Source organism: Bradyrhizobium genomosp. I (2014), from assembly GCF_000261685.1.
GTDB lineage: Bacteria > Pseudomonadota > Alphaproteobacteria > Rhizobiales > Xanthobacteraceae > Bradyrhizobium.
This window is the reverse complement of record NZ_AJQE01000165.1, coordinates 1-13,214: the sequence shown is the minus strand read 5'-3', so window position 1 is coordinate 13,214 and position 13,214 is coordinate 1. Positions and strand designations below refer to the sequence as shown.

Sequence of the window (13,214 nt, the reverse complement as noted above, 5' to 3'; positions counted from 1 at the left end):
GCCGGCCACTCTTGCGCAGCACCCATCGCGGTGGGCCCGGGCCGGATAGCGTTGGTTCTTCGGATCAGTCACAAGAACGGTTCTAAGCCGTGTTGCGGTCGTTTTGGTTGTCAGGCATTTCGGCATCGTCCATATCGGCGCCGCCATGAATGGAGCGCAGGATGGACGAGCTGAACGGCAAGCTGATCGCGTGTCAGATTCTGATTACGGGATTGATCGCGCGTGTCGCCAACGAGCAGCGCGATCCCTTGCGCTTCCTCACCGACTTTCGCGACGAGATCAAAGCCGTCGTGAACGGCGTCAACATCGCCGGCATGGACAACACCGATCGCGTGCGCGCCGTCGCGCAGAAGACCGTCGACGAATTGTTCTCGCTGATGAAGCCGCCGAGCAGCGATTGAGGCGAACGGTTTGTTGGCGTCGTTTTGAGTCCAATCTCTTCTTAGAACGATTTCAAACTGGAGTTTAGAATCGTTTTGATCTGGATCGATTCAAGGGTTCTCGCCAGCGGCTCGCATTGACCCGCTATTTTGCGGCCGATACCAACAGCCATCGTTCATCGAAGTGAATGAGCGAACAAGAAGATGGGGCGTTTGGTAATGGGGCAGGTGGTCGCACCGAAGTCGTTGCGTTCGGTCGCAGCATTCGATCCGATGGATGAGAGGTCCACGGGCGTTTCCGGCAAGAAAGTTTCAGCGGTTGCGAGCTTGATCGCGGTGGCGTCGGTGTCGAGCGGCGCGCAGGCGCAGCGGTCGACCCTGCCGCCGGTGACGGTCGATGCTCCGGTCGAGCGCCCGCGTCCAGCGGCCTCGAAGCCTTCACCTGAGCAGGTCCGTGCCCGCAACGCGCTTCGCCGCGCCGCGCAGCGCCAGCAGGCGCAGCAGACAGCTCCCACCACGCCGTCCGGCGCTTCCGACGGCAATCCCTATGCCGATCCGGCGGCGCCCTACAAGGTCGATCACGTGCAGGCCTCGGGAAAGTTTCCCGAGAAGATGCTGAACACGCCGAAGACCATCACGGTGCTCAGCAAGGAAGTGCTCGAGGACAAGAACGCCACGACGCTGAAGGAGATCGGGCGCTCGACCGCGGGCGTGACGCTCGGCTCGGGCGAGGGCGGCAACGCGTTCGGCGACCGCTTCTTCATCCGCGGCTTCGACGCGCGCAACGACGTCTTCATCGACGGCATCCGCGATCCCGCCGTTTCCATCCGCGAGAACTTCTTCACCGAGCAGATCGAGATTCTGCGCGGACCGGCCTCCTCCTATGCCGGTCGCGGCACCGCCGGCGGCGCGATCAATATCGTCACCAAGCAGGCCGGCGACGTCAACTTCAAGCGCGTGGACAGCGAGTTCGGCACCGACATGACCAAGCGCGTCACGCTCGACGTCAACCAGGTCATCGATCCGACCTTCTCGGTGCGCACCGGCGGCCTGTTCCAGGACGCCAACGTCGCCGGGCGCGACCACGTCACCGACAATCGCTGGGGCAGCTTCATCTCGACCAAGTACACCCCGACCAACGACATCAAGATCACGACGAACTACGTCCACACCGATCTCAGCGGCTATCCCGATTTCGGCGTGCCCTATTACAAGCAGGGCAACGTGCCGGTGACCTCGGCGGGCATTCCGCGTGGAAACTGGTACGGCTTCCTCAACCGCGACTTCCAGACCGCACGGCAGGATTTCGGCACCGGCACGATTGAGTACAAGGTCAACGAGGCCATCACGCTGACCAGCAAGGTGCGCGGCGAGCACTCGCTGCTGAACTATATCGGCACGCTGCCCCAGAACCCGATTACCACCAGCCCCAATCCGCTGCTCTGGACCACGACCGCGAGCGCGCAGAGCCGCTACCAGAACGTGGACGTGTGGGCCAACCAGAACGAGGCCACGTTCAAGCTCGACACCGGCGGGGTCAAGCACACCGCCGTGTTCGGCGTCGAATATTCGAACGAGAACATCTCGATCGACCGCTATGCCGGTCTCGCGTCGGAGCTGGCCGGCTCGCCCTTCACGAGCAACGGGGCCATCTCGGGGGTCAACCTCTATTCGCCTCAATACACCAATCTCTCCGGCTTCGGCACGCCCTCACTGGTCGGAAACCCGACCCGCTATGGCGTCAACACCAGCAGCGTGTATGTGATGGATACCGCGAACTGGCAGGACACGATCATCGTCAACGGTGGCGTGCGCTACGACGGCTACAGCCAGAGCGCGTCGAACAATTCGAACTATGTGAAGCAGAACGCCGATCTGGTGAACTACAACGTCGGTCTGGTCTACAAGCCGATGTCGATCGGCAGCATCTATGCAGCCTATGCGACCTCGGCCAATCCGTTCGGTTCGGAGCTGGACGCGACCGGTACCGACTACGGTGGCGTTCCCGCCAACTCGACCATTCTGCTCGGGCCCGAGCGCAACAAGGCGATCGAGCTCGGCACCAAATGGGAACTCGCCGATCGCCACCTGCTGGTGACCGGCGCGCTGTTCCAGACCACCAAGGACAACGCGCGCGAGACCGTCAACGGTCTTCTCACCTCGGGCGCTGCCTACAGGATCCAGGGCATCGACATCGAAGCCGAGGGTAAGATCACCGACCGATGGAGCATCTTCGGCGGCCTGGTGCTGATGCAGTCCAAGGTCACGCAGAGCGGTGTTGCCTCGAATCTCGGCCTGCAGCTTGCCAACATTGCCCACCAGTCGTTCAGCATGCTGACCAAGTACAAGTTCGATGACGGTTGGGAGCTCGGCGGGCAGGCGGTGTACCGCTCCAAGGTCTATGGCGGCACGTTCGCCGCCAACACCAACGAGCTGCCGAGCTATTGGCGTTTCGATGCGTTCGTCGAGAAGAAGATCGACAAGAACTGGACCATGAAGTTCTACGCGCAGAACCTGACCAACAAGCTCTATTACGACTCGTTCTATCGCAGCAACGTGCCGTTCGTGGCGGTTGCGCCGGGACGGGCCTTCTACATCGTGACGACGGCGAAGTTCTGATCATGTTGACGTGCCTGCCTGGCGTTCTCAGCAAGGATGATGTGGCGGATTTCCGCCGCATCATGGACGTCAGCGCATGGGAGGACGGCCGCTCGACCGCGGGCGCGCAGTCGGCCATGGTCAAGCGCAACGAACAGCTGCCACCCGACAGCGAAGTCGCGCGAAGACTCGGCAACCGCATCATCTCGGCGCTGACCTCGAACCCGCGTTTCATCGCCGCGGCGATCCCGCTCCAGATCTTTCCGCCGCTGTTCAACCGCTATGCGGCGAGCAGCAGCCATCATTTCGGCCTGCATGTCGACAATGCGATCCGCGGCGACCGCCTGACCGGCCTTCGCATCCGTACGGACCTGTCGGTCACGCTGTTCCTCGCCGAACCGGAAGAATACGATGGTGGCGAACTTGTGATCGAGGACACCTACGGTTCGCACGAAGTCAAGTTGCCAGCCGGGGACTGCGTGCTCTATCCCTCGACCAGCCTCCATCTGGTCACCCCCGTGACCAGGGGGACGCGGGTTGCGTCTTTCTTCTGGCTTCAGAGCATGATACGGGACGATCAAGCCCGGAGCATGATCTTTGACCTCGACACCGCCATACAGGCGCTGGTGGAACGGCTCGGGCGTGACGATCCCGAAACGGTCAAATTGACGGGTATCTATCACAACCTCATTCGCTACTGGGCCGAAGTATGAAGACCATGTCCTTCCAAGCAAGCCTTGCCGCAGCCTTGACGCTGGCGGCCGCCTGGCTCGCATCCCCGGTTTCGGCCCAGACACAAAGCCCGCCAGTGGCGACACCGGTTCAATCGACGACTCAGCCGTCCGCGGCCGGACCGGCTCCGGCGGCAACCGCGCCAGCGGCCCCGGCGCCCGTGGCCCCGGCGCCTGCGGTCTCGACGGCTCCCGCTGTTGCGGGCGCAGCCCCCGTGGCAGCCAATCCCGCGAGTGCGAAGCCCGACGCGGCGACCGCCATCGTGCCGGCGATGAAGGAATTGTCGCCCTGGGTGATGTTCATGTCGGCGGACGTCATCGTGAAGGCGGTGATGATCGGGCTTGCCTTCGCCTCGCTGATGACCTGGACTGTCTTCATTGCCAAGTCGATCGAGTTGTCGGTCGCATCCGCCAAGCTCCGGTCGGCGCTGAAGAAGATTGCGGAGGCGCGCTCCCTCGCCGAAGCGCAGATGGCGCTCGGCAGCAAGGAGGGCATCCTGCCGTCCTTCCTGGCGGCGGCGTTGCGTGAGGCGCGGATGTCGGCCGGCTTGTCCAGCGATGCCGGCATCAAGGAGCGCGCGGCCTCCAGCTTTTCCGAGATCGTGCGCGCGGAACAGCGTCGCATCCGGATCGGCATGGGCGTGCTCGCGACCATCGGCTCGACCTCGCCCTTCGTCGGCCTGTTCGGCACGGTCTGGGGCATCATGAACAGCTTCATCGGCATCTCGAAATCGCAGACCACGAACCTCGCCGTGGTCGCGCCCGGCATTGCCGAAGCGCTGCTCGCCACCGCGATCGGCCTCGTCGCCGCGATTCCCGCCGTCATCATCTACAACCACTTCTCGCGCGTGACGAAGGGCTATCTCGAGCTCGTCAGCCGCGCCTCGGGCGCGGCGGGGCGGCTGCTCTCGCGCGATCTCGACCGCAGCCACGGCAGCGTGCATTCGCGCGCAGCGGAGTGAACCATGGCCGTTTCGCTCGCAGACAATGATGACGACGACGACTTCTCGGAAACGCATGACATCAACGTCACGCCATTCATCGACGTCATCCTGGTTCTGCTGATCATCTTCATGGTCGCGGCTCCGCTTTCCACGGTCGATCTGCCGATCGACTTGCCGACGTCGAGCGCGACGCCGCAGAAGAAGCCGGACAAGCCGACCTATCTCAGCATCAAGCCCGATCTGACGCTTGCCATCGGAGAAAACCCTGTCCACCGGGCCGAGTTGATCGGGACGCTCGACGCACTGTCCGACATGAGCAAGGACAAGTACGTCTTCCTGCGTGCCGATCGTTCGGTGCCGTATGGGGAGTTGATGGGCGTCATGGAGCTCTTGCGTTCAGGCGGCTATACGCGGGTGAAGCTGGTCGCGCTGGAAGGCCCGCCGGGGGCGCCCGCGGCAGCCGCCGCTCAGCCCTGAGGGCCCGCCATGTCGGACGAAGTCAGACCATCCCGGAGGCTCTGGATCCTGGCAGCAGTGGCGGCGCTGGTGCTCCATCTGGGTGGTGCCGCGCTCGCGCTGGCTCATTTGCGTGCCGACGACGACGACGACGGCCTTGGTGCGGCCGGCGCCGAGTTCGCCGTAGAGATGGCATCGCCCAAGGCGCCCGATACCGACCTTCCGCCGGGGCCTGACAGCGAAGCGATGCAGGAGCAGCAGGCGCTTCCCGAGCAAAAGGCCGAGACCAAGGAAACCGAGCTGCCGAAGGATCAGTCGCAAGAGGTCGACGATCCCGATCGGGTCGTCACCGAAAACATCTCCAAGAAGCCGCAAGATGAGGATCCGAAGATCGCGGCGGTTGAAACTCCTGCTGCCGAGGCATCGCCGAAGTCGGTTGCGACGGCTCGCCAGACGCTCGATGAAGACGCGCGCGAGGCCGAGAAAGCCCTGGCGCCGGTGCTTGGGCTCGGCAAGGACATCCTGAAGATCACGGCCGACTGGAACCGCAAGATCAGCGCGCATCTCGCCGCTCACAAGGTCAATCCGGAGGGCAAGCAGCCCAATAACCAGAAGGTCAAGGTGAGCTTTGCGATCAACCGCAGAGGAAACGTGCTTTCGGTCGACGTCGTGGAATCGTCCGGGGACGCCGCTTACGATGCGGCGGCGGTCTCGATTGTTCGTAAATCCGATCCCATTCCACAGCCGCCCGCCGGCCTGACTGACGACCGGTTCGAGCGCACCGTGGACATCATCTTCACGCCGCCCGACGCAAGGAAAAAGAAGAAGTCGGCTCAGCGCCAGTAGAGCCGGATTCCGACATAGACCACGACCAGGCAGGCGAAGATCAGCGCCACCGGCAGCGGCCGTTTCTGGGTTCCAGCGAAGGCCGCCGCACCGAAGGAGACGGCCCTCTTCGGCTTCGGCGCGGGGCGCCGGAAAGCGGTTACATTGTCGGCTGCCGGCTCGGCCTGACGCGTACGGACGTCGGGCGGCGTTCCCGCACCGCCCATTTCGACATAATAGGCCTTGTAGATCGCAGCGATGGTGGCTTCGGTGGCCTCGCCCTCGCTCATCTGCGTCAGCAGGTTCTGGTAGCTCGCCAGGAACTCCTGGGCCTCCGGAGGCAGTGCGGACGCCCCGTTGAGCTTGGCCATCATCTTCCAGGTGGCAAAATCGGCGCGGGCGCGGGTGTCGGCGCGTCGCGCGATCAGCATATCGGCAGCTTTGACCAAGTCGGCCTCTGGCCCTTCGGCGTGGGAGTGTTCCGTTCAACTAAACGTTGCCGGTCAGGAAGAGAACAGCCTGAATCACATGACCGGTCAACGTTCGCAGTATTGCTGAAATAACATCAAGATTTAGACCGAACTGCGAACCCGCAAGCGGCAGCAGGATCAACAGGCCGATCAGGATCAGCATACCGAACGGCTCGAGCCGGGCCAGCGGCGCGGCGAGGGGGCGGGGCAACAGCCCGACGGCAACGCGCCCGCCATCGAGCGGCGGAATCGGCATCATGTTGAACACGGCCAGGATCGCGTTGATCACGAGAGCATTCTTGAGGTTGTCCGCAACCCATTTCGCCGAGTTCGCGGGCACCAGGGGCAGGGCATGGAAGGCGAGGGCGGCGGCCAGCGCCAGCAGGATGTTGGTGACCGGGCCGGCCAGCGCCACCCAGACCATGTCGAGCCTGGGGTTGTTCAGCTTGCGGAAGTTCACCGGCACGGGCTTGGCATAGCCGAACAGGAATGGCGAATGCGCGAATAGCAGCATCGCGGGCAGGATCAGGGTACCGAACGGATCGATATGCCTGATAGGATTGAAGCTGACGCGGCCAAGCTGTGAGGCTGTGTTGTCCCCGAGCCGGTCCGCGACGAAGGCGTGCGCGGCCTCGTGAAAGGTGATGGCGAGCACCAGCGGCAGCACCCAGACGGAAAGGTCATAGAAGGAGATGTTCACGGCTCGTTGATCCCGGTTCGCTCGCGGCCTTGCAGCCGTCCCAGCCAACCGGCGGTGCAGCAACGCTTCAACTCAACATAGGGTGGCCGGTTCCGGAATGCCACGCTGCAAAATGATCGCCCCGGTGCTCCGCCGTGCAGTCGCGCAAATTCACGTCGGGATCGTCCCCGGATATTGCGTCAGACCGTCGTCGAGCTTCAGCCAGGCAGGCTTCTCCGAAACCCAGATATGCTCGGTCGGCGCGAAGGCGTTGCGATCGTCGAACACCGAGAGCGCGACGCCCGCCAGCGTGCCGTTGCGCCGCCAGGCGAACAGGCGCGTGCCGCAGTGCTTGCAGAACACGCGGTCGATGTTCTCCGAGGATGCATAGCGCTCCGTATCGCCCTCGACGGTCAGCGCGCGCTGGTCGAACTGCGCGCGGGCGAAGAAGGGCGAGCCCATCGCCTTCTGACAGAGGCGGCAATGGCAGATGCGGACGTTGAGCGGCTCGCCCTCAGCCTTGAACCGCACCGCGCCGCACAGGCATCCGCCTTCCCGGATCATGATGTCCTCAATAGGTTGCGCGCCCGCCCGAAATGTCGAACACGGCGCCGGTCGAGAATGCGCAGTCCTCGGATGCGAGCCAGGCCACCATCGCGGCGAGCTCTTCCACCAGCACGAAGCGGCCCTTCGGGATCTTCGACAGCATGAAGTCGATGTGCTGCTGCGTCATCTGGTCGAAGATCGCGGTCTTCGCCGCCGCCGGTGTCACCGCGTTGACGAGGATGTCGTGTGCCGCCAATTCCTTGCCGAGCGATTTCGTCAGCGCGATCAGGCCGGCCTTGGACGCCGAATAGTGCGAGGCGTTCGGATTGCCCTCCTTGCCGGCGATGGAGGCGATGTTCACGATCCGCCCGTATTTCTGCTCGAGCATGGCGGGCACGATCGCCTTGCAGCAGATAAAGGGGCCGTCGAGGTTGATGCGCAGCACCTTGCGCCATTCCTCGAGGTCAGTCTCCCAGACCGGCTTGTTGACGCCGGCGATGCCGGCATTGTTGACCAGGATGTCGATCTTGCCGAAGGCGGCCAGCGTCGCATCGCGCGCCTGCTCGACGGCCGCGGTGTCGGTGACGTCGACCTTGAAAACCTTCGTGTCGCCGCCGACTTCCTTGGCGGTTTTCTCGGCGAGCCCTGAGTCAAAGTCCCAGATCGCGACCTTGGCGCCGGAGGCGACGAAGCGCTCGGTGATGGCGCGGCCAAAGCCCTGCGCGCCGCCGGTGACGATGGCGACGCGGCCGTTGAGATCGATCTTGTTCATGCCGGAGGCCTCTGGCGTCAGAGCATGTAGCCGCCGTCGACGACGAGGTCGACGCCGGTGGTGAAAGCGCTCTCGTCGCTGCCGAGATAGACCGCCATGGATGCGATCTCCTCGGCGGTGCCGAGCCGGCCCATCTTCTGGCGGGAGATGAACATCTCCTTGCCCTGCGGGCCTTGCGCGGCGGCGCGGTCGAGCATCGAGGGCGTCTCGACGGTGCCGGGGCAGATCGAGTTGCAGCGGATGCCCTTGGTGATGAAATCGAGCGCGACCGCGCGCGACAGCAGCGATACCGCTGCCTTCGACGAGCTGTAGACGTAGCGGTTGGCCGGGGGCCGCAGCGCCGCGCAGGACGAGATGTTCACGATGCTGCCGCCGCCGCCCGCGATCATGTCGGGCAGGAAGGCCTTGATGGTCCGGTGCATCGACTTGACGTTGAGGTCGAACGAGAAATCAAAATCCTCTTCCGAGCACTCCAGGATGGTGCCGTGGTGCACGAAGCCAGCCGCGTTGAGCAGGATGTCGATCTTGCCGACGCGCTTGGCGAAGGCGTTGACGTCGGCGGTGTTGCGGACGTCGAGTTTTGCCACTTCGGCGATACCTTCCTTGGTCAGGCTGGCGATGCCGGCTTCGTTGATGTCGGTGGCGATGACGGTTGCGCCTTCACGCGCGAATGCGACGGCGCAAGCGCGCCCGATGCCGGCGGCTGCAGCCGTGACGACGGCGCGCTTGCCCTTGAGGCGGTCTGCCATGTTGTTGTTCTCCCTCTTGATTCTCATCGATCCGCCGTCATTGCGAGGAGCACTTGCGACGAAGCAATCCAGGCTGCCTCCGTGGACAAATCTTTGGATTGTTTCGCTTCGCTCGCAATGACGGTGTGGCTGCTAGTGATTATCGCGCGCCACGCCGAACGTGCCGGCGACGTTCTGATACCGCGTGGCGAGCTCCATGCAGGCGCCGGTCGACTGCTGGCCGACGGTGTTGCGATAGATCTCCTGCCACGGCGTCTGGTTCGGTGGATGCTTGAAGCCGCCGCTGGCCTTGAGCTCGGCGTGGCGCTTCTTCAGCTCCTCGTCCGAGATCAGGATGTTGGCGCTGCCCTTGTTGAGGTCGATGCGGACCTTGTCGCCGGTCTTGAGGATCGCGAGGCCGCCATTGGCGGCAGCTTCCGGCGAGGCGTTCAGGATCGAGGGCGAGCCCGAGGTGCCGGACTGGCGGCCGTCGCCGATGCAGGGCAGGGACAGGATGCCGCGTTTGATCAATGCTGCCGGCGGCTGCATGTTAACGACCTCGGCGCCACCGGGGTAGCCGATCGGCCCGGTGCCACGAATGAACAGGACGCAGCGCTCGTCGATGTCGAGCGAGGGATCGTCGATCCGCTCGTGATAGTCCTCCGGGCCCTCGAACACGATGGCGCGGCCCTCGAAGGCGTTCGGGTCCTTCGGGTTGCTGAGATAGCGGTCGCGGAATTCCTTGGAGATCACGCTGGTCTTCATGATCGCGGAGTCGAACAAATTGCCCTTCAGCACCAGGAAGCCGGCATCCTTCACCAGCGGCTTGTCGTAGGCCCAGATCACGTCGTTGTCGGGGACCGGCGCGTTCTTGCAGTTCTCGCCGATGCCGCGGCCGTTGACGGTGACGGCGTCCTCATGGATGCGCTTGTGCTTCATCAATTCGCGCACCACGGCGGGCACGCCACCGGCGCGGTGGAATTCCTCGCCGAGATAGAAGCCGGCCGGCTGCATGTTGACCAGCAGCGGCACGTCGTGGCCCACCTTCTGCCAGTCCTCGATCGAGAGCTCGACGCCGATGTGGCGGGCCAGCGCGTTGATGTGGATCGGCGCATTGGTCGAGCCGCCGATCGCCGAATTGATCACGATGCAGTTCTCGAACGCCTTGCGGGTCAGAATGTCCGAGGGCTTGAGATCTTCCCACACCATCTCGACGGCGCGTTTTCCCGTCTCGTAGGCGATCTGGCCGCGCTCGCGGTAGGGGGCGGGGATCGCCGCGCAGCCCGGCAGCGAGAAGCCGAGCGCTTCGGCGAGGCCATTCATGGTCGAGGCGGTGCCCATGGTGTTGCAATGGCCGACCGATGGGGCCGAGGAGGCCACGATCTCCATGAACTCTTCATAGTCGATCTCGCCCGCTGCGAGCCGCTCCCGCGATTTCCAGACGATCGTGCCGGAGCCGGTGCGCTCACCCGCATGCCAGCCGTTCAGCATCGGGCCGCCCGACAGAACGATCGCGGGCAGGTTCACGGTGGCCGCCGCCATCATGCAGGCCGGCGTGGTCTTGTCGCAGCCGGTCGTGAGCACGACGCCGTCGAGCGGATAGCCGTAGAGAACCTCGACCAGGCCGAGATAGGCGAGGTTGCGGTCGAGCGCGGCGGTCGGGCGCTTGCCGGTCTCCTGGATCGGGTGGGTGGGGAATTCCATCGCGATGCCGCCGGCTTCGCGGATGCCCTCGCGGACGCGATGGGCCAGCTCGATATGGTGGCGGTTGCAGGGGGAGAGATCGTTGCCGGTCTGGGCGATGCCGATGATCGGCTTGCCGGACTGCAGCTCGGCGCGGGTGAGGCCGTAATTGAGATAGCGCTCCATATAGAGCGCGGTCATGCCCGGATTGTGCGGGTTGTTGAACCATTCCTGCGAGCGAAGATGGCGGCGAGAGCCGTTGCTGCCGGCGGCATGCCCATTGGTTGGTTTCTTTGTCATTGGTTTCTCCTGCAATGCAAACGCGCTGGCGTCCGTCTCATGGTGTCGGCATGTGCGATGCCCAACGGCGCGAGCGACGATCTGCCTTCCCGCTGGCGGGTCGTTTCCTCACGAGTCCGATACTAGTCGTGGCTACTTGGTAACGCTATCATTTTGTTCGCCGCACCTGCGCCGGAAACGGCTGGCCTGCTGTCCGAACGCCGGGTCGACGAGCTTTGCCGCTCGATCACCTTGAAGCCGAGATCGAGCACCGGCTGCTCCGGGCGGCGCCCTTCGATCGCGTTGATCAGCATGGTGGCGGCCGTCTTCCCCATCTCGTAGCGGTTGGTGCGGATGCTGGTGAGGGTGGGGACGGCGGAGGCCATGAACTCGAGGTCGTTGAAGCCGACGATCGCGATCTGCCCGGGGACTGTGATCTCCCGGCGCCGGCATTCGAACAGCACACCGAGCGCGAGGTCGTCATTGGCGCAGAACACCGCGTCGATGTCGGGCTCCCGCGCCAGGAGATCGGCGAACAGCGCTCCGCCGAGCGTCACCGAAGTCGGCGTGGCCGTCGTGACGACGAGGCGCTGCTCGAACAGGCCAGCGTCCTTCATGGCCGAGACATATCCGTCCAGCCGCCGCTGGACCCGCGGGTCCATGCGCGCGCCGACGAAGCCGATCTTGCGGTGACCTTGTTCGAACAGGTGCGCGACCGCCGCGCGGGCTGCATCATAGTGCGAAAAGCCGATCATCATGTCGACCGGATCCGGGCCGATCTCCATGATCTGCACGATCGGGCAGTCCGCGGCTTCCAGCATCGCGCGGGATTCCGCAGTCTGGTCGATGCCGGTGACGATCAGCCCGGCCGGCTTCTGCGCCAGAAACAGGCGCAGCAACTTCTCTTCCTGGAGAATGCTGTAGCGTGTGTTGGACAACTGGATCGAGTAACGGCTGCCTTCGGACGCGTCATAGATGCCGCGCAGCACGTCCGAGAACACGTTATTGGTGAGGGAGGGGATCAACACACCGATGACTTCGGTGCGTTGCGAGGCCAGTGCCCTTGCGGCAAGGTTGGGCACATAGCCGAGCTCCTTGGCGGCGCTCTCGACCCGCGTCCGCTTGGCGACCGACAGGGCCTCCGGATTGCGGAAGAAGCGGGACGCGGTAATCGGGCTGACGCCGGCGAGCTCGGCCACTTCGGCCAGCCGGATTTTGCCTGACTTGGTGCGTTTTCGACCCATTTGCTGCTCTTAACACAGTCGGTCCCGCAAACAAAGGAACGTTGACAGCGCTACCAGCAACGACTAACCAAAGACAAATTGCCAAAACCGCACAAACTGCCGACAATGTTGCCCGCCAAGATCGGGCTTCGTACGGTGAAGTCTGAAAAACAAGACGGTCGCGGCGCTAAGAGGCGTCGTGGACTTTCGAGGAGGGAGCTAGATGTCGTCTGTGCAAATCCGCGACGTGCGGAAATCGTTCGGCAATTTTGAAGTCCTGCACGGCGTGACGATTCCGATCGAGGATGGCCAGTTCGTCGTCCTGGTTGGCCCCTCCGGTTGCGGCAAGTCGACGCTTCTGCGCATGCTCGCAGGCCTCGAGAACATCACCTCCGGCACGATCTCGATCGGCGACCGCGTCGTCAACAATGTCCAGCCCAAGGAGCGGGACATTGCGATGGTGTTCCAGAACTACGCGCTCTATCCGCACATGACGGTCGCCGACAATATGGGCTTCTCGCTGAAGCTGCGGAATGCGGGCGCCGACGAGATCAACAAGCGCGTCAAGCGCGCCGCCGAGATCCTCGCGCTGTCGCCGTTGCTCGACCGCTATCCGCGCCAGCTCTCCGGCGGCCAGCGTCAGCGCGTCGCCATGGGCCGCGCCATCGTCCGTGACCCGCAGGTGTTCCTGTTCGACGAGCCCTTGTCGAACCTCGACGCCAAGCTGCGCGTCGCCATGCGCACCGAGATCAAGGAGCTGCACCAGCGGCTGAAGACGACGACCGTCTACGTCACCCACGACCAGATCGAGGCCATGACCATGGCCGACAAGATCGTCGTCATGCATGACGGCATCGTCGAGCAGATGGGCACGCCGCTCGAGCTCTACGACAAGCCCGA

The 13,214-nt window shown here is 63.8% G+C and carries 14 protein-coding genes; 7 read left to right on the top strand and 7 right to left on the bottom strand.

From position 1 onward, the window contains the following. Window positions 1–161 precede the first annotated feature (161 nt). The 6 genes from IC50_RS15830 (at window position 162) to IC50_RS15805 (ending at window position 5,955) form a co-directional block, all read left to right on the top strand. Entirely contained in the window at window positions 162–401 is a 240-nt protein-coding gene (locus IC50_RS15830) for a hypothetical protein (RefSeq protein ID WP_025035676.1), read from the top strand. Window positions 402–599: 198 nt separating this feature from the next. Next, window positions 600–2,999 (top strand): TonB-dependent receptor, encoded by a 2,400-nt coding sequence (locus IC50_RS15825; protein WP_035706276.1) that lies wholly within the window; start codon window positions 600–602, stop codon window positions 2,997–2,999. A gap of 2 nt (window positions 3,000–3,001) precedes the next feature. After that, a complete protein-coding gene (locus IC50_RS15820) occupies window positions 3,002–3,691 on the top strand; it encodes a Fe2+-dependent dioxygenase (RefSeq protein ID WP_035706273.1) in 690 nt (229 codons plus the stop codon). Next, window positions 3,688–4,671 carry a tonB-system energizer ExbB gene (gene exbB, locus IC50_RS15815; RefSeq protein WP_035706270.1) on the top strand — a complete coding sequence of 328 codons (984 nt, stop codon included), beginning with the start codon at window positions 3,688–3,690 and terminating at the stop codon, window positions 4,669–4,671. Before IC50_RS15820 ends, exbB begins: the two co-directional genes overlap by 4 nt. 3 nt (window positions 4,672–4,674) lie before the next feature. After that, window positions 4,675–5,130 (top strand): TonB system transport protein ExbD, encoded by a 456-nt coding sequence (gene exbD / locus IC50_RS15810; RefSeq protein ID WP_035706267.1) that lies wholly within the window; start codon window positions 4,675–4,677, stop codon window positions 5,128–5,130. A 9-nt stretch (window positions 5,131–5,139) separates the two neighbouring features. After that, window positions 5,140–5,955 carry an energy transducer TonB family protein gene (locus IC50_RS15805; protein ID WP_035706264.1) on the top strand — a complete coding sequence of 272 codons (816 nt, stop codon included), beginning with the start codon at window positions 5,140–5,142 and terminating at the stop codon, window positions 5,953–5,955. Here IC50_RS15805 and IC50_RS15800 read toward each other — a convergent pair. From IC50_RS15800 to IC50_RS15770, 7 genes are all read right to left on the bottom strand, one after another. Then, window positions 5,943–6,365, bottom strand: coding sequence for a hypothetical protein (locus IC50_RS15800; protein ID WP_035706310.1), 423 nt, complete (start codon window positions 6,363–6,365; stop codon window positions 5,943–5,945). The two genes, IC50_RS15805 and IC50_RS15800, sit on opposite strands and share 13 nt — an antisense overlap. 58 nt (window positions 6,366–6,423) lie before the next feature. Next, window positions 6,424–7,104 (bottom strand): site-2 protease family protein, encoded by a 681-nt coding sequence (locus IC50_RS15795; RefSeq protein ID WP_035706262.1) that lies wholly within the window; start codon window positions 7,102–7,104, stop codon window positions 6,424–6,426. Window positions 7,105–7,254: 150 nt separating this feature from the next. Further along, the gene (locus IC50_RS15790) at window positions 7,255–7,647 is read right to left on the bottom strand and encodes a GFA family protein (RefSeq protein ID WP_035706260.1); all 393 of its coding nucleotides are present in this window, start codon (window positions 7,645–7,647) and stop codon (window positions 7,255–7,257) included. A gap of 7 nt (window positions 7,648–7,654) precedes the next feature. Continuing rightward, window positions 7,655–8,401, bottom strand: a complete 747-nt coding sequence (locus IC50_RS15785) for an SDR family NAD(P)-dependent oxidoreductase (RefSeq protein WP_035706256.1) — start codon at window positions 8,399–8,401, stop codon at window positions 7,655–7,657. A gap of 17 nt (window positions 8,402–8,418) precedes the next feature. Further along, the gene (locus IC50_RS15780; protein ID WP_035706307.1) at window positions 8,419–9,150 is read right to left on the bottom strand and encodes an SDR family oxidoreductase; all 732 of its coding nucleotides are present in this window, start codon (window positions 9,148–9,150) and stop codon (window positions 8,419–8,421) included. 132 nt (window positions 9,151–9,282) lie between these two features. Then, window positions 9,283–11,112: an IlvD/Edd family dehydratase gene (locus tag IC50_RS15775; RefSeq protein WP_035706253.1), complete on the bottom strand. Its 1,830-nt coding sequence runs from the start codon at window positions 11,110–11,112 to the stop codon at window positions 9,283–9,285. A gap of 122 nt (window positions 11,113–11,234) precedes the next feature. Further along, the gene (locus tag IC50_RS15770) at window positions 11,235–12,335 is read right to left on the bottom strand and encodes a LacI family DNA-binding transcriptional regulator (RefSeq protein WP_035706250.1); all 1,101 of its coding nucleotides are present in this window, start codon (window positions 12,333–12,335) and stop codon (window positions 11,235–11,237) included. 202 nt (window positions 12,336–12,537) lie between these two features. On the opposite strand from IC50_RS15770, the gene IC50_RS15765 reads away from it, so the two are divergent. Next, on the top strand, window positions 12,538–13,214 hold a 677-nt coding region (locus IC50_RS15765), incomplete at its 3' end, for an ABC transporter ATP-binding protein (RefSeq protein ID WP_035706305.1).